The following is a 15,644-nucleotide window of genomic DNA, read 5'->3' as shown; positions in this document are numbered from 1 at the left end:
GCATTGCATCGATCATCGCCTGGGGCTTACCGCCCCGCTTGTCGCCCTATCTTCTGTCTGGATCTTGGTATGGGGCGCCATGGTTGTGCTCTGGCCAAAGTGCACTTATGTTCTGGTCATGACGTCGATAGCAGATGCGCTCGGTCCCATTGGCCTCATGGGACGTTTGCTTGCCCGCTTTTGGCCGCAACTGCTCCTGATAGGGGCGGCAGGCTATATCGTGCGAGACCTGCTGCTGCGTGCCGCGGTCGAGGTGGGCTTGCGCCACCCGCTCGGCGGCATGGTGGTGCTGTCGCTCGTCGTCCTTGCCAAGCTCATCATCGTCGTCCTGATGTTTCTAGCCCTGCGTCCGGGATTGCCCGCGCTGGAATCGCTCCGGCAGACGAAGAGCGCGCCGGTCTCGTCAGGCAAATCCGGCAGCAACGATCGGCGCTTGCTGGCCGTAACCGCAGCAGCGATTTTACCTTTTTTCGCCTATTACGCGGCGTGGGGCTTCCTGGGCAACACGGTGCGTGAATATTCCCGGCTCGCGCTCGCCAAGGTCGCCTTCGGCGAGAAGGCCGATTTCTTTAACATCCTCAGTTCAAGCGGCCTGCTCCTGTCCATCGCTGTTTGCTGGTTGGTGCGCTGGGCCGCCAAGCGCATAAGCAAAAAGAGCGAGGCGCCAGCTTGGCGCTTGATCATCGTTGCCGCCGACGCGAGCTGGATCTTTATCGGTCTTTACGGGCTCTCGATCTGGAAGGATCAATTCATCACCTGGCTCGGCGCCGGCAAACTGCTGAGCACTCTTGATTGGGGCAACAGCTTGCAACTGATCGGCGTTGCCTATGCCGCGGAGAACTTCATACCCGTCGAATTTCGCCAGCCCGACTGGCTGACACAGGCGCAGAGCCTGTTCTTCTATGCCCTCTTGCCGATGGTCTGGCTGGTGATGGCGGCAATCATCAACGGCTATGAACTTTCCGCGGCCGGTCCCCGCACCATGCCGGCACGGACCAGTGCACGGAGCTGGCGCAAATGGCTCATCGATTTTCTCGAACACTTCATCAGCGACTATCGCTCGCGTTATGGGCCGGTCTGGACCTGCCTGAAGCTGACACTCGGCGCAGGGCTTGCAACCTTGCTCACCTTCATCGTCGCCTATCGCCTGATCGGTTGGCTTGGGGCCTGGCTCTGGTTTGCAACAACGCGCCTGCTCGGCGTCGAAGAGTTCGCGACCTGGGAGTTTGTATTCAGCATCCTGGTCGTCTTCATCGGCAGTCCCAGCGATCTCGACGGCGGCATCTTGCTCGATGCCATGCGCATCTCGCTGCTGGCAGCCATGCTCGAACGAGCCATTTCGCGCGCAACACCTGCGGAGGCCCCTACAGCGACACGCGTCCTATTAGACGCGCAAAGGTCGCTGTAGCACTTTGAATTGCTGCAGGCGTGCGATTCTATGGTCGCACCTTATGTCCGATCTTCGGCTAGCGACGAAAGTGGAAGTTTGGCCCAAAGCGGGCCTGACGCGTCGACGCGAAGCCGTCGGGCGAGTTGCGTGATTAGGCAGGAACGTAGGTCAACCTGATCACGTCATCGCCAATCAGATCGCTGGCCACAAAACGAAGCGGCGGCCGGGGGCCGGCGAAGAATGGCTTGCCGTGACCAAGCACGACCGGATGGAGATAGAGTCGATACTCATCGATAAGACCAAGGTCGGTCAGGCTTCGTGCCAGGTCTGGTCCCGAAACTGAGATCTCCCCAACGAGCTGGGCCTTCAGCCCACGTATCAGCGCCTCGACGTCATCCTCGACAAGTGTGGCGTTGGGACCGACTGACTTCAGCGAGCGCGACACAACCCACTTCGGTTGGCTCCGCCACGCTGCGGCAAATTCGTGCCGGTCCGCGTCCCAGTCAGGACTGTCTTCGTCCCAGTAACGCATAACCTCGTACATGCGGCGACCGTACACACTGCCGGTCAGGTCGCGCACATGCTCTATCCAGTGGCGAAAGAGCGCGGGACCTGGCGCAAACTCCTGGTGGTCGACGTAGCCGTCCAGGGACAGGTTCATTCCGAATACAAGCTTCGCCATGCTGTAAGATCTCCGATCCAGGGTCTTCAGAATAACCTTGGGCCACCGTTACGCAAAAGTGAGGTTGGGCGCAAACTGTTCGCCGCCTTGTCGGTGTGATGAATAACCAAAAGGTTCGCTAACGACCCTCCTGTGACATTCGGATCTGCTTCCGGCCAGAATCGGAACGCCCTTCCATGAGGACGGAGGTTTCTGCGCGGGTACCAGGCGTCAGATTCTATCCACTAACTACGCTTCCACTTGAACACCATCGCGCCGTCGTCTGCTCCCAAAACCTCGACCACGAGCGAAAGATCGCTTGCCTTGGCCGGCACCATAAAACTTTCCGCCATTCTGACTGTGCCGCCGTTTCCGGCATTTGCAAAAGCGAGGCTCGAACAGCGCGGGCGATCCGCCACCTCGGGATACATCTCGCGAACGATTGGTTCCGTCAGCATCAAGGGCTCGAAGCGCCGCCCCTCCGCATCCACCAGCCGGACCCGGCACGCACTCTGGGCCAGCATTGCCAGATCTTTCGGTTCGCTCTCGAATTCCGCTAGAACAACACGCGCGTCATCAGACGGACCGGGCAGTCGTTTCAGATCCGCAAGCTTCCATTGCCCGCCCGCATAGGGCTGGACCACACCGCTTTCGACGATGATGTCGCGCTTACCGGAAAACAAAGGCATCTCATGCAAACTATCCCAGGCGTGGACGGCGATCGCCAATGGCAGCACGGCGACGAGTGCCACGAGGCAGGTCCAGAACAGGCGTCTTTCGCTCATGACCTGCCTCTCTTCATTTTGCAGCCAGCGTCCACGGCATGCTGCCGCTGCCGCGCGCAAGCGTGATCGATGGTTTGATTTCCACCAGTGCCTTCTGGTCGAACTCGATCCAAAGCTCCTCGCCGAGAGGGGTCAGGCCAGAGCGCGCGATGAGCAGACGACCGCCGCTGATCGCCGTCTCGGGCAACTCGAATGCCACGAGCACCGGCTTGGGCAAGCCCGGCTCCAGTCGCTCGGTCGGCAGATAGCCACGCATGGTCGAGAAGCGTTGACTAAGGGCATAGCGGATGCCGCTTGGCGACAACCATTCCGCTGACAGCAACGTCAGGCTCTCTTTTTTGGCAACCGCTGCACCTTCGATGATCAACCAGACACCCGAGCTTGAATAGTCGCGCACCCGTCCGAAGCTCTCGGTCTTGACCGCCCGCGCCAGATGCACGTTCGCGGCACCATAGGCAAAGGCATGGCTTTCCACCCGCTCACCCGCTTTGCCACGGATCGCGATCGGCGACGTGATATCGCCATAGCCCGGCGTGTTGTGCTGCATGGCGTAGAGCAAAAGAGCGCCAAGCCCGAGCAACAGGATTGAACGCAACCCGGCGATCATTGCACTGCCTCGTCCGTTTGCCCGCTTACGGCCAGTTCGACGATGCCGGCCTTGCCGTCATTAAACCATCCGGGCGCGCCATAGAGATTGTCGCGCGGTTTGTAAATCTGCTTGGCGATCGAAAGGCGTAGCGCCTTCGGGATCGGCAAACCCTCCGGCCATTCCCAAACAGCGATGAGCTTCTCCGGCATGCCAGGGTTGATTTCGCTCGCGATCCATTTGTCACGGGCGAGGTAGTAGACCGGCTCGGGAAGTGTGGCCGGGGTTGGCGTCTCGATCGAGACGAGCTGCATGAACGCATTGCTTGTCGCGGCCGAGCGATTGTCGAGTTCAAGGTCAACCGTCAGAAACCGCTTGGGGTCGATAGGCTTGGTTCCCGTAGGGGGAACTTCCGCCATCGAGGCATTGTTTATCGTGACAACCCAACGACCTGTGTCGATTGGCTCGCCCTTCCTGGCAAGCTCAACGGGAGCGGGATTGGCCGCCTCATAGACTGCGGTAGCGAAGGAGACGGCCGCAGCCGCCATGCCTCCGATGCCCGTCACGAGCATCGCCAGAAGACGCCGCTTCAATTTCGACCGTTGCGCGATCGACATTGCACCTCCGCCCAGGTTTGATCGCTCCTACAACCGCAAGATAGTATGACTTTGCCAGGAAATCAAAGTGCTGAGCCTTTTCGACCGCCCGCCAATGTCTCACAACGGGCAAAACCGGTATCAGTCGCTACTCATGTTGATCTTGCGGACCTCGCCTAGATTCTCATCTCCGGCGGGCGGGCGCTTCTCATAGATGAGCTTGACAGGGAGTGACGGACCACGATCGTTTTTCGTCATCAGCATGACGAACAACCGGTTGCCTCCAAGCGCGAGATACACCTCGAACGGTGCATCTGCATCTCTGGCGCCGATGTCGGGCTGCCACCGTCCGGCTCCGCTGGCGTAAGACGCATAGACATAGCTGTCAGCGGTCGCGGTGGCTGACCAACCGGCCTCGCTGACAATGGTCAAGACAGTGCCGTGCCGGACGATGCTGAGGCAGCCTTCACAGCCGGCGGGCTTCGCGCCGACGTCGCGCCAGAGACCGGAAAATCCGCGATCGTCCGCCCGCGCAGATTGCGCCGCCAGCAACAAAGCACCGATCAGAACCAGTACGCCTATACGTCCGCTCACCGAAGCTCGTCTCCACCAATCCGTTCAGACATTTCCTATTGGTCGACTCGGATACGAAGAGCAACTTTTGCAGGCAAAAGCAAATTAGCGCAACCCGGAGGATTACGTTTCGATCCGCAGTTTCATTCGGTCGGCGGCAAAACAGCTGCGGGAATACTCCACCGGCTTGCCGTCGAGGTCCGCATTAACCGACTGCGCCTCCAGCACGATCGCGCCAGCCGAGAGTTTCAGCATCGAGAGTTCGTCGCTGTCGGCATGGCGGGCGACGATCTCGGTCGAAACGCGCACGTAGTCGTCAAGGCCGTGGGCGGCAAACGCCTTGGTTACGGAATGCCGTTGCTCGAACTCTTCCGCCATGCGGGGAAACCGGGCGGCGGGATAGTAACTTGACGAAACGGAGAGCGGCCGGCCATCGCCGCTGCTGACGGTGCGCAATTCGATCACCGGTTCACCCGGCGCGATACCCAGTGCCGAGGCGATGTCGCCAAATGCCTTCAGTTCGGCATGGCCGAGCAGGCGGGTACCGATCTCCTTTACCTGCCGGCCGAGACCCTGCGAGAAGCGGGTGCGGCGGGAAATCGGATAGCTCACCCTCTCCTTGCGCTCGATCATCGTGCCGCGGCCCTGGACGGCACGAACCAACCCTTCCTCGGCAAGGGCTGCCAGTGCACTCCTGACCGTATGCCTGTTGACCCCGAACTCGCCGGCAAGGACCGTTTCCGGCGGCACCATGCCGGCAGCGTCGTAGTCGCCATTGCTGATCGCCAGCCGGATCCGGTCTGCGATCTGGCGCCAGAGCGCGACCCCTGTTTGCCGTTCAACCACTTTTCGCATTGCCATGTCACAAGCCTGTCATTTGCGGACGCTAAGGAAAAGTATAAGATGTGCACTTGTCTAGATCAATAGACATTTGAGGTGAAAATGATGGATGCGAAGCTGAAACAGGAAAGTCCGCCGGAGATGGCGCGCAGGGAAGGCATGCGGCTGCTGGCCCGCGCGTCTTCGGAAGAACTCATGACGGCCTGGGAGGCACTTGCCGACAAGCCTGATGTGTCGCCCGTGCGCGGACCGGAAACGGGCTTGGTCATGGTTCGCGGCCGCATCGGCGGCGGCGGCGATGCCTTCAATCTGGGTGAGGCAACCGTATCGCGCGCGACGATCCGGCTTTCGACCGGCGAAATCGGCCATGGCCAGTTGCTTGGCACCGACAAGCAGCGTGCGCGCCTTGCCGCAATCTTCGATGCGCTCTTCCAGCGTGAAGCCGACCGCTCAGCCGTCGAGGCGCTTCACCGCGCAGTTGCTTCGCGCATCGAGGCGGAAGATCGCCGCACGGCAGAGGAAACCGCCGCGACACGCGTCGACTTTTTCACCATGGTTCGCGGAGACGACTGATGGCCAGCCAATCGCAAATCTATGCCGGCGCCTTCGCCGACCCGGTCTTTTCGGCCCAATCCGTATTCAAGAGCCTGATGGACGGCTTTGCCCGCCCGGGGCAGATCATCCGTCTGGAGGCGTCGAGCGTGCCGCCGGCGCCAATGGGCGCGGCTGCCGGAGCCGTGGCCTTGACCCTGTGCGATCATGACACAGCCGTCTGGCTCACGCCCGCCCTTGGCAAATCCGCAGTACCGCAGTGGATCGCGTTCCACACCGGCGCACCGGTGACGGACACCAAAACCGATGCGCGCTTTGCCTTTGTCGAGAGGGGCGCGCCAGTTCCGGGCTTCGACCAGTTTTCGCTCGGCACGCAGGAGTACCCGGATCGCTCGACGACGCTCGTCATCGAGATTGAAGCGTTGACCGGCGGCGAACCGCTGACCGGCCGCGGACCGGGCATCAAGGACGACGTCACCATTGCGGTGCGTGGCCTGCCTGAAGTCTTCCTCGACTTCTGGAGCGCCAACCGCGCGATTTTCCCGCGCGGCATCGACCTCGTGCTGACGGCAGGCGACAGCGTTCTCTGCCTGCCACGCACGTCAAGACTTTCGCGACAGGAGGCATAACCCATGTATGTAGCAGTGAAGGGCGGCGAAGCCGCCATTGCCAACGCCCATCGCCTCCTTGCCGATCGCCGCCGTGGCGACCGCACGTTACCGTCGATCACGATCCAGCAGGTCGTCGAACAGCTTGGCCTTGCCGTCGATCGCGTCATGGCCGAGGCCTCGCTTTACGACCGGGAACTCGCAGCGCTTGCCGTGCGCCAGGCGCGCGGTGACATGATCGAAGCGATTTTCATCCTTCGCGCCTACCGCACGACGCTGCCGCGCTTTGGCTATTCCGAGCCGGTGAACACCGCGACCATGAAGGTCGAACGCCGCGTCTCGGCCACCTACAAGGACCTGCCCGGCGGACAATTGCTGGGCCCAACCTTCGACTACACCCATCGTCTGCTCGACCCCTCGTTGATCGACGACGCGGCGATCGAAGAACCTGAAGTCAAGGAGCCTGGCGAACAGGTGATGCGCGTCTCCGACATTCTCGACGGCGAAGGGCTGATCGAAGGCGACGGCCGCATGCCCGAAGGCCATGTCATGGGCGACCTCACCCGCGAGCCGATGGAATTTCCAATGGCCCGCGACCTGCGCCTGCAGGCCCTGGCACGCGGCGACGAGGGCTTTCTGCTGGCGCTCGCCTACTCGACCCAGCGCGGCTATGGCCGCACGCATCCCTTTGTCGGCGAAGTCCGCATCGGTGAAGTCGAAGTCGAATTGGACCTGCCGGAACTCGGCTTTGCCGTCTCGCTCGGCGTCATCCGCGTCACCGAGTGCCAGATGGTCAACCAGTTCATGGGCTCGGCGAAACAGCCGCCGCAGTTCACCCGCGGCTATGGCCTCGTCTTCGGCCAGAGCGAGCGCAAGGCCATGTCGATGTCGCTCGTCGACCGAGCGCTGCGCACCGACGAATTCAACGAAGACATCGTTGCACCTGCGCAGGACCAGGAATTCGTGATTTCGCATGCCGACAACGTCCAGGCGACCGGTTTCGTCGAGCACCTGAAGCTGCCGCACTATGTCGACTTCCAGGCTGAACTCGACCTCGTGCGGCGCATGCGCCGCGACTATGACGCTGCCCGCGCCGGCGGCCAGGACGGCATGAAGGAGGCCGCCGAATGACACGGCCGTTTGTTCACGCTTCAGTCGCCGCCACCTCCACCGCCGCCGTCACCTCCACCGCCATCGCCGTCGCAACCACCGTCGCTGTCGGCTCCGACAACGACGAATCCATCTCCACCGTCACTGGACTTTCGGGCTCTTCGTCCCCTGTTGGGATGGCGGGCAACCCGGAACAGGCCGGCAATGGCAGAGCCAACTACGAAGAGAGTAGCGAACCAGAAGAATATCTCGCTCAAGTCTTAGCCTCGTCACCGAACGACTCTTTTGAGGGTACTCTGAGATGAATGACCTCGCCACCTACAACTTTGCCTATCTGGACGAGCAGACCAAGCGGATGATCCGCCGCGCCATCCTGAAGGCGATCGCCATTCCCGGCTACCAGGTTCCCTTCGCCTCGCGCGAAATGCCGATGCCCTACGGCTGGGGAACTGGCGGCGTACAGGTCACCGCCTCGATCCTCGGACCGAAGGACGTGCTGAAGGTCATCGACCAGGGCGCCGACGACACCACCAACGCCGTATCGATCCGCGCCTTCTTCCAGAAGGTCGCCGATGTCGCCGTGACGACGAAGACCAGGCAAGCGACGATCATCCAGACGCGCCACCGCATTCCCGAGGAAGGCCTGAGCGAAGGCCAGACGCTGGTCTACCAGGTGCCGATCCCGGAACCTCTGCGCTTCCTCGAGCCGCGCGAGACCGAGACCCGCAAGATGCATGCGCTCGAAGAATACGGGCTGATGCATGTGAAGCTTTACGAGGACATTGCCCGCAACGGCCACATCGCCACCACCTATGCCTATCCGGTGAAGGTCGAGGGTCGCTACGTCATGGATCCGTCGCCAACGCCGAAGTTCGACAATCCGAAGATGCACATGTCGGAAGCGCTCCAGCTTTTCGGCGCCGGCCGTGAAAAGCGCATCTATGCGGTTCCGCCCTATACCGAGGTCGTCAGCCTCGATTTCGAAGATCACCCCTTCGAGGTGCAGAAGTTCGACAAGCCCTGCGCGCTTTGCGGCGCCGAGAACGTCTATCTCGACGAAGTGGTGCTCGACGACAAGGGCGGACGAATGTTCGTCTGCTCGGACACCGACCATTGCGAAGACCGCCGCGACTGCGGCCATGCTGGACACATGCTTGCCCGCCAGGAGGCTGCAGAATGAGTGCCGTACCGCTTCTTAAAGTCAACGACGTCTCGAAATTCTACGGCAGCCGCATCGGATGCCGGAATGTCTCCTTCGACCTCTTCCCCGGCGAAGTGCTGGCGATCGTCGGAGAATCCGGCTCGGGTAAGACGACGCTTCTGTCCTGCCTTTCGACCCGGTTGATGCCGACATCAGGCATCGTCGAATACCATATGCGCGACGGACAGTACCGCGACCTCGCGCGCATGGGCGAGGCCGAACGGCGCTTCCTGATGCGCACCGACTGGGGCTTCGTACACCAGAACCCGGCCGATGGCCTCAGGATGACGGTCTCGGCCGGTGCCAATGTCGGCGAGCGGCTGATGGCCGTCGGCGACAGGCACTACGGCAACATCCGCACTGCTGCCAGCGACTGGCTGGAGCGTGTTGAGATCGGCATCGACCGCATCGACGACCAGCCCCGTGCATTTTCGGGCGGCATGCGCCAGCGCCTGCAGATCGCACGCAATCTCGTCACCAACCCTCGCCTCGTCTTCATGGACGAGCCGACCGGCGGCCTCGACGTTTCGGTCCAGGCTCGCCTGCTCGATCTCGTGCGTGGCCTGGTGCACGACCTTGGCCTCGCCGCCATCATCGTCACCCACGATCTCGCCGTCGCACGGCTTTTGTCGCACCGCATGATGGTGATGAAGGACGGCGCCGTCATCGAGCAGGGCCTGACCGACCGCGTGCTCGACGATCCGCGCGAGCCCTATACCCAGCTGCTCGTCTCCTCCATCTTGCAGGTATGACGCATGATCCCGAAAAGTGAAAATCGGTTTTCGGTCAAGATCATGCCCAAAGGAAAGTAAGAATCATGGCTACGCCCCTTGTTGTTTCCGAAGTCGCAAAGAGCTTCACCATGCACCTGCGCGACGGTGTGCGCCTGCCTGTCGTCGCCAACGTCTCCTTCTCGGTCAAAGCCGGCGAATGCGTCGTTCTCGGCGGCCCTTCCGGCGTCGGCAAGAGCTCGATCCTGAAAATGCTGTACGGCAATTACGGCGTCGATGAAGGCCAGATCCTGATGGAGCACGACGGCAAGCTGGTGAACCTCGCCACTGCCGAACCGCGCACCGTGCTTGAAGTCCGGCGCGCAACGCTCGGATATGTCAGCCAGTTCCTGCGCGTCGTGCCGCGTGTTTCGGCCCTCGATATCGTCGCCGAGCCGCTGCAGGCGCGTGGCGTCGCCATGGAAGATGCCCGCGCACGCGCCGCCGAGCTTCTGTCGAAGCTCAACCTGCCGAAGGAATTGTGGTCGTTGCCGCCCGCGACCTTCTCTGGCGGCGAGCAGCAGCGCGTCAACATCGCCCGCGGCTTCATCACCGACCACAAGATCCTGCTTCTCGACGAGCCGACGGCTTCGCTTGACGCGAAAAACCGTGCGGTGGTTGTCGAGATGATCGCCGAGAAGAAGGCGAAGGGAACGGCGCTGATCGGCATCTTCCACGATGAGGAAGTCCGCGACGCGGTGGCTGACCGCATTCTCGACGTATCGGCCTTCTCGCCGCGAAAGGCAGCCGCATGAGCCAGAAACTCGGGATCGAGCCTTTCATCCACCCGACCGCAAGCGTCAACAACTCGACGCTCGGCCGTTACACCGAAATCCAGGAGCGTTCGCGCCTGGAGGAGGTCGAGTTCGGCGACTACTCCTACATCATGCAGGACGGTTCGATCTGGTGTGCGACGGTCGGCAAATTCGTCAACATCGCTGCCGCCGTGCGCATCAATGCCACCAACCATCCGACTTGGCGCGCGACGCTCCATCACTTCACCTACCGCGCTCCGAACTACTGGGACGATACCGAAGTCGACCACGATCTCTTCGCATGGCGCCGGTCCAACCGGGTGACGATCGGCCACGACGTCTGGATCGGCCACGGCGCGACGCTGCTGCCCGGCGTCAATGTCGGCAATGGCGCTGTGATTGGGGCCGGCGCTGTCGTCTCCAAGGACGTAGCACCCTATACGATCGTCGGCGGCGTGCCGGCAAAGCTCATCCGCGATCGGTTCAATGCCGGCATCGGCGAGCGCATGGATAGCCTTGCCTGGTGGGATTGGGACCATCAGCGCCTGCGCAAGGCGCTCGACGATTTCCGCGAACTGACGGCCGAGGAGTTTCTCGTTCGCTACGCCTGAGCACGCCGACATCAGCGCCGCAGTTGGGGTCGAAGCTGCGCTTCGGCAGAAACGCCGCGAAACTCCGAATTGGTGGGGGGTTGCGGACGCTAGGGAGCGTCAAGCGAAGTGGCTGTTCGCCGTCGAGCGCGTTTTCTTCAGTCCTGGATTGCAATTTAACGGATTGCACTCAGACGGAATATTTCGCCCAGAATTACAAAGCTTATCGGGGGTAAGGACAATCATTTCCACCGACAAAGAAAGCCGGCAGGCATCCGCAAGTTAAACCGCAGTGCGCGATAGGGATATACATTATGCAATCGGGATAAAGCCACACGAGGTGACGTAAACATCCCATCGAATACATATTGCAGATTATGCCGTTCCTAGTGCATAAATGTCATTGGCACCGCCCTGGAAAGAAGGTGGCGGGCGTTGGTCGAATAGAGGAACTGCGCTGATCTTGTGACTTTGAATTTTCTTCTCTGCCACTCACCGGAAGGAACACGGAGATGGCTGTATGAAGTTGCTCAGAGAACCTCTGCTGCATTTCGCCGTCGCCGGTGCGCTCATGTTTGGCGGCTACTCATGGCTGCATGACAAGCGGGCGGAAGACGGGGCTGAACCTGTCCGCATCGGCGAGGGCGACATCCGATGGCTGAGGCAGACGTGGTCGAGCCAATGGTTACGTGATCCGACCGCCGACGAGTTGAAGGGAATGGTCGACGGTCTCCTGAACGAAAGGCTTCTGGCACGCGAGGCCAAGGAGATGGGCCTCGATCAGGATGACACCATCATCCGCCGCCGCCTGGCGCAAAAACTCAAATTCATGATTGAGGACACCGCCCAACTGGCTGAGCCGACGGAGGCGGAACTGCGGAAATTCTACGCCGCCAACTCGTCGCGCTTCGAGACGCCTGGCAAGCTGTCGTTTAAGCAGGCTTACTTCAGTCCCGAGCGCCGCGTTAACGCTGCGGCAGACGCCAAGGCGGCGCTCGCCAAATTGAACGGCGGCGACGTCGAGCCGGCGGCAGGCGACCGGCTGCTCCTCGGGAACAGCTTCGACGACACAGACGCAGCGGCTATTTCGGGCATGTTCGGTGCCGATTTCGCGCACGACGTCCTGGCCCTTCAACCGGGCGGGTGGAGCGGACCGGTGAAATCCGGCTATGGCTTCCATCTGGTGTTTGTCACACAGCGCGCGTCGGCAACTCCGAAACCTTTCGAAACGGCGCGGGACGCTGTTCTCGCCGAGTGGCGCAGCGCGAAGCAAGCCGAACTTACCCGCAATTATCTCGTCGAGCTTCGCAGGAAGTATGGGGTCGAACTGGATGACGGCGTGAGCGCGACTCTGGGTTCCGAGCCCGCGTCGAAGGCGGCTGCGAAATGAGCGGGCGACCCCGCCCATCCGTATTCGTGCGAGAGGCTTGCTCCGCAGCGAGGTTGGTTTGGCTGGTTGCACTTGCGGTGGCTGCCATGCTGCTTTCGGAGGCCGCCTTCGCCCATGAAGTGCGCCCCGCCTACCTCAGCATCCGGGAAGAAGCGCCGAACGAGTTGCGCGTGCTCTTCAAGACGCCCATGCAGGGCGATGCGCGGCTGGCGCTGAAAGCCTTGTTTTCCGGCAGGATCGAGATGATGACCCCGATCGTCTCGCATCCGACCGGCGATGCGATGATACAGACCTGGCGCATTCGAACCCTGGAGCCGCTGGCCGGCCAGACGGTGCTGATCGACGGGTTGCAGAACACCATGACCGACGCCCTGGTCCACCTGGTGCTTGCCAATGGCAACACCTGGACCGCACGGCTGACACCCGGCGCGCCATCTGCGCTGATACCCGCAACGCAAAGCACCTGGGGCGTCTTTACCACCTATGTTCGTCAGGGCATCGAGCACATCGCGTTTGGCTTCGATCACCTGCTCTTCGTCGCCGCTCTGATGCTGATCGTGCGCGACTGGCGCAAGCTGGTGAAGGCGGTCACCGCTTTCACCGTTGCTCACTCGATCACGTTGACCTGCGCGACGCTCGGCTGGGTGACATTACCATCGCGACCAGTCGAGGCGATGATCGCCATCAGCATCGTCATTGTGGCGGCAGAGATCGTGCGCATGGAGCGTGGCCAGACCAGCCTTGCGATCACCAGTCCATGGATGGTGGCCTTCGCCTTCGGGCTGCTGCATGGTTTCGGTTTCGCTGGCGCGCTGATCGAAATCGGCTTGCCGCAAGGCGACATTCCGCTGGCATTGGTAGCGTTTAATTTCGGGGTCGAACTTGGGCAACTGGCGTTCATCGGAGTATTGCTGACGCTGGCGCAAGTTGTCCGTCGCTTTGCCGCAATGCCGCGCGGGGCAGCCGTTGCCTCGGCGTACGCGATCGGGATTGTCGCGGCATTTTGGTGCGTCCAGCGGCTTGACGCCATGTTCCTGTAGGGCAGCGCAAGTCGTGAAGTTCTTACAGTTCGTTGAGTAGGAAAGATGAGAGCGAGAAGTTAACCGTCGATCGGGAGGACGTCATGCGCGTTTTGATGCCTTTGGCCGGATTGGCCTTGGTTGCGACCACGGCATTTGGTTACCCCACACTGGCACAGGAAACCATAGATAAGGGGACGCTCGATCCCAATATGGTCGACACTCTCTTCCCAAAGCCGGGGTATTCGCCTTACGCCGGCAATAGGTTCCCGTCCCGTCCGCTGTTCGGCGATACGCATCTGCACACGTCTCAGTCGTTCGACGCCATCGCCTTCGGCAACTCCCTTGGACCGGAGGAAGCCTATCGCTTCGCACGCGGCGAGGAAGTCATCTCCTCGACCGGTCAGCATGCACGATTGAGCCGCCCGCTTGATTTTCTGGTGGTGTCCGATCATGCCGAGAACATGGGCACGCTGGGCGAAATCAAGACCGGAAACCCGACCTTGATGAACGTTCCTGAACTGAAACGCTGGAACCAGATGATGGCAACCGGCGGCGACCAGGCAATGAACGTCTACTACGAAATAATGGCGAGCGTCGGCGGTGGAGGCAAGCCTTTGCCGGCTGCGCTTCGTTCGGACGAACTGACTCGGTCGGTATGGCAAAAGAACGTCCAGGCTGCGGAGAAATACAACGATCCCGGCACGTTTACTGCATTGATCGGTTATGAATGGTCATCCAACACCGGCGGCAACAACTTGCATCGCGTGGTCGTCTTCCGCGATGGCGCGGAAAAAACAGAGCCGATCCTGCCATTCTCGTCCTTGCAGAGCGACAATCCGGAAGACCTATGGAAGGCCCTCCAAAACTACCAGACGAAGACCGGCGGCAGCGTGCTCGCCATCCCTCATAACGGCAATCTGTCGAACGGCCTGATGTTCCCGTTGATCAATCCCGTCGGAGGAACGCCTATCACCGCGGAGTATGCGCGCACCCGCGCAAGCCTCGAGCCGCTGATGGAAGTTACCCAGATGAAAGGCGACGGAGAGACGCATCCCACTCTGTCGCCGACTGACGAGTTCGCCAACTTCGAGCGGTGGGATATGGGCAACCTCGACCTGAGTGCGGCGAAAACTCCGGACATGCTGCAGTTCGAGTATGCGCGCTCGGCCCTCAAGAACGGCCTGAAACTCGAGAAAGAGCTTGGCGTGAACCCGTACAAATATGGATTGATCGGATCGACGGATTCCCACACGTCGCTCGCCGCGGTCGAAGAGAACAACTTCTTTGGCAAACTCCCTGCGGCAGAACCGAGCGCCGGCCGCGCGACACACCCAATCGCCAAGTTCGGCGACAAGGAGGTCATGGGCTGGGAAGTCGTTTCGAGCGGTTATGCTGCCGTCTGGGCGACGGAGAACACGCGTGAAGCCATCTTCGACGCGATGAAGCGTAAAGAGGTCTTCGCCACCACTGGGCCGAGGATGCTGGTTCGGCTGTTTGGCGGATGGGAGTTCGCCGAGGCGGACGCCAAGACGCGAAGCCCGGCAGCGGTCGGATACGCCAAGGGTGTTCCGATGGGAGGCGACCTGCCGCCCGCGCCCGCAGGGAAAAAGGCTCCTACGTTTCTGGTGGCTGCGCTGAAGGACCCGATCGGCGCGAACCTCGACCGCTATCAGATCGTCAAGGGCTGGATGGATGCGGCGGGGCAATTGCACGAGCAAGTCTATGACGCCGCATGGTCCGGAGGACGTAAGCCTGGCGCTGACGGCAAGCTGCCGCCTGTGGGAAGCACGGTTGACGTCGCCGACGCCACCTGGACCAATACCATCGGGGCACCCGAGTTGATCTCGGTCTGGACCGACCCTGACTTCGACCCGGCCCAGCGCGCCTTCTACTACGCTAGAGTGTTGGAAATTCCGACGCCGCGTTGGACAGCCTACGACGCGAAGTACTTCGGCGTCACCATGCCGTCCGAAGTGCCAATGTCGTCGCAGGAGCGGGCATACACGTCGCCGATCTGGTACAATCCTGCGGGCTAGGCGAGAAGGTTGATACGCGCCTCGCGCGCAACGACCTAGCAAAGACTGGCCTTTGCTACGGACATCAGCGAAAGTCGCGCAAAAGTTTGCAGCGGTTTTGCGATAGCGACACGCGCAAGAACAAGACAACAAAAAGGGCGCGGTTGGGAGGACCCGCGCCCTTTTTGCGAGGAATGGAC

At 61.2% G+C, this 15,644-nt stretch carries 18 protein-coding genes; 12 read left to right on the top strand and 6 right to left on the bottom strand.

Annotated features, from left to right (window positions below; translation table 11 throughout):
• Positions 1 to 118 precede the first annotated feature (118 nt).
• Positions 119 to 1,408 carry a hypothetical protein gene (locus ASD52_RS04345; protein WP_057223438.1) on the top strand — a complete coding sequence of 430 codons (1,290 nt, stop codon included), beginning with the start codon at positions 119 to 121 and terminating at the stop codon, positions 1,406 to 1,408.
• Between the two features lie 133 nt (positions 1,409 to 1,541).
• On the opposite strand, the gene ASD52_RS04340 is transcribed toward ASD52_RS04345, so the two are convergent.
• From ASD52_RS04340 to phnF, 6 genes are all read right to left on the bottom strand, one after another.
• Positions 1,542 to 2,072: a dihydrofolate reductase family protein gene (locus ASD52_RS04340; RefSeq protein WP_057223110.1), complete on the bottom strand. Its 531-nt coding sequence runs from the start codon at positions 2,070 to 2,072 to the stop codon at positions 1,542 to 1,544.
• Between the two features lie 224 nt (positions 2,073 to 2,296).
• Positions 2,297 to 2,836 carry a hypothetical protein gene (locus ASD52_RS04335; protein ID WP_057223108.1) on the bottom strand — a complete coding sequence of 180 codons (540 nt, stop codon included), beginning with the start codon at positions 2,834 to 2,836 and terminating at the stop codon, positions 2,297 to 2,299.
• A 13-nt stretch (positions 2,837 to 2,849) separates the two neighbouring features.
• The gene (locus tag ASD52_RS04330) at positions 2,850 to 3,443 is read right to left on the bottom strand and encodes a hypothetical protein (RefSeq protein ID WP_057223105.1); all 594 of its coding nucleotides are present in this window, start codon (positions 3,441 to 3,443) and stop codon (positions 2,850 to 2,852) included.
• On the bottom strand, positions 3,440 to 4,039 hold the full coding sequence (locus tag ASD52_RS04325) for a hypothetical protein (protein WP_057223103.1): 600 nt from the start codon (positions 4,037 to 4,039) through the stop codon (positions 3,440 to 3,442). Before ASD52_RS04325 ends, ASD52_RS04330 begins: the two co-directional genes overlap by 4 nt.
• Positions 4,040 to 4,159: 120 nt before the next feature.
• The gene (locus tag ASD52_RS04320) at positions 4,160 to 4,570 is read right to left on the bottom strand and encodes a hypothetical protein (protein WP_210179266.1); all 411 of its coding nucleotides are present in this window, start codon (positions 4,568 to 4,570) and stop codon (positions 4,160 to 4,162) included.
• A 144-nt stretch (positions 4,571 to 4,714) separates the two neighbouring features.
• Positions 4,715 to 5,446 (bottom strand): phosphonate metabolism transcriptional regulator PhnF, encoded by a 732-nt coding sequence (gene phnF / locus ASD52_RS04315; RefSeq protein WP_107028367.1) that lies wholly within the window; start codon positions 5,444 to 5,446, stop codon positions 4,715 to 4,717.
• A 90-nt stretch (positions 5,447 to 5,536) separates the two neighbouring features.
• Here phnF and phnG point away from each other — a divergent pair, with 90 nt between their 5' ends.
• The 11 genes from phnG to ASD52_RS04265 all read left to right on the top strand — a co-directional run bounded on the left by phnG (position 5,537) and on the right by ASD52_RS04265 (position 15,465).
• Complete coding sequence (gene phnG, locus ASD52_RS04310; protein ID WP_057223099.1) at positions 5,537 to 6,004, top strand: phosphonate C-P lyase system protein PhnG; 468 nt, start codon at positions 5,537 to 5,539, stop codon at positions 6,002 to 6,004.
• Entirely contained in the window at positions 6,004 to 6,612 is a 609-nt protein-coding gene (phnH, locus tag ASD52_RS04305; protein ID WP_057223098.1) for a phosphonate C-P lyase system protein PhnH, read from the top strand. The genes phnG and phnH overlap by 1 nt, the downstream gene beginning before the upstream one ends.
• Positions 6,613 to 6,615: 3 nt before the next feature.
• Positions 6,616 to 7,722: a carbon-phosphorus lyase complex subunit PhnI gene (locus tag ASD52_RS04300; RefSeq protein WP_057223096.1), complete on the top strand. Its 1,107-nt coding sequence runs from the start codon at positions 6,616 to 6,618 to the stop codon at positions 7,720 to 7,722.
• Positions 7,719 to 8,006, top strand: a complete 288-nt coding sequence (locus ASD52_RS36810) for a hypothetical protein (protein WP_156612881.1) — start codon at positions 7,719 to 7,721, stop codon at positions 8,004 to 8,006. Before ASD52_RS04300 ends, ASD52_RS36810 begins: the two co-directional genes overlap by 4 nt.
• Positions 8,003 to 8,881, top strand: coding sequence for an alpha-D-ribose 1-methylphosphonate 5-phosphate C-P-lyase PhnJ (locus ASD52_RS04295; protein ID WP_057223093.1), 879 nt, complete (start codon positions 8,003 to 8,005; stop codon positions 8,879 to 8,881). Before ASD52_RS36810 ends, ASD52_RS04295 begins: the two co-directional genes overlap by 4 nt.
• On the top strand, positions 8,878 to 9,654 hold the full coding sequence (gene phnK, locus ASD52_RS04290) for a phosphonate C-P lyase system protein PhnK (protein WP_057223091.1): 777 nt from the start codon (positions 8,878 to 8,880) through the stop codon (positions 9,652 to 9,654). Before ASD52_RS04295 ends, phnK begins: the two co-directional genes overlap by 4 nt.
• Before the next feature lie 65 nt (positions 9,655 to 9,719).
• Positions 9,720 to 10,427 (top strand): phosphonate C-P lyase system protein PhnL, encoded by a 708-nt coding sequence (phnL, locus tag ASD52_RS04285; protein ID WP_057223088.1) that lies wholly within the window; start codon positions 9,720 to 9,722, stop codon positions 10,425 to 10,427.
• Positions 10,424 to 11,038, top strand: a complete 615-nt coding sequence (locus ASD52_RS04280; RefSeq protein WP_057223083.1) for a DapH/DapD/GlmU-related protein — start codon at positions 10,424 to 10,426, stop codon at positions 11,036 to 11,038. Before phnL ends, ASD52_RS04280 begins: the two co-directional genes overlap by 4 nt.
• Positions 11,039 to 11,588: 550 nt before the next feature.
• Positions 11,589 to 12,407 carry a peptidylprolyl isomerase gene (locus ASD52_RS04275; RefSeq protein WP_244497412.1) on the top strand — a complete coding sequence of 273 codons (819 nt, stop codon included), beginning with the start codon at positions 11,589 to 11,591 and terminating at the stop codon, positions 12,405 to 12,407.
• An 86-nt stretch (positions 12,408 to 12,493) separates the two neighbouring features.
• Positions 12,494 to 13,447, top strand: coding sequence for a HupE/UreJ family protein (locus tag ASD52_RS04270; RefSeq protein ID WP_057223436.1), 954 nt, complete (start codon positions 12,494 to 12,496; stop codon positions 13,445 to 13,447).
• An 83-nt stretch (positions 13,448 to 13,530) separates the two neighbouring features.
• Positions 13,531 to 15,465: a DUF3604 domain-containing protein gene (locus ASD52_RS04265; protein WP_057223074.1), complete on the top strand. Its 1,935-nt coding sequence runs from the start codon at positions 13,531 to 13,533 to the stop codon at positions 15,463 to 15,465.
• The last annotated feature ends 179 nt before the right edge of the window (positions 15,466 to 15,644 follow it).

The sequence above is a fragment of the Ensifer sp. Root142 genome, from assembly GCF_001426785.1.
GTDB classification, from domain to species: domain Bacteria; phylum Pseudomonadota; class Alphaproteobacteria; order Rhizobiales; family Rhizobiaceae; genus Ensifer; species Ensifer canadensis.
Note: the sequence above shows the minus strand (reverse complement) of the source record. Positions and strands in the feature narration are given on the sequence as shown.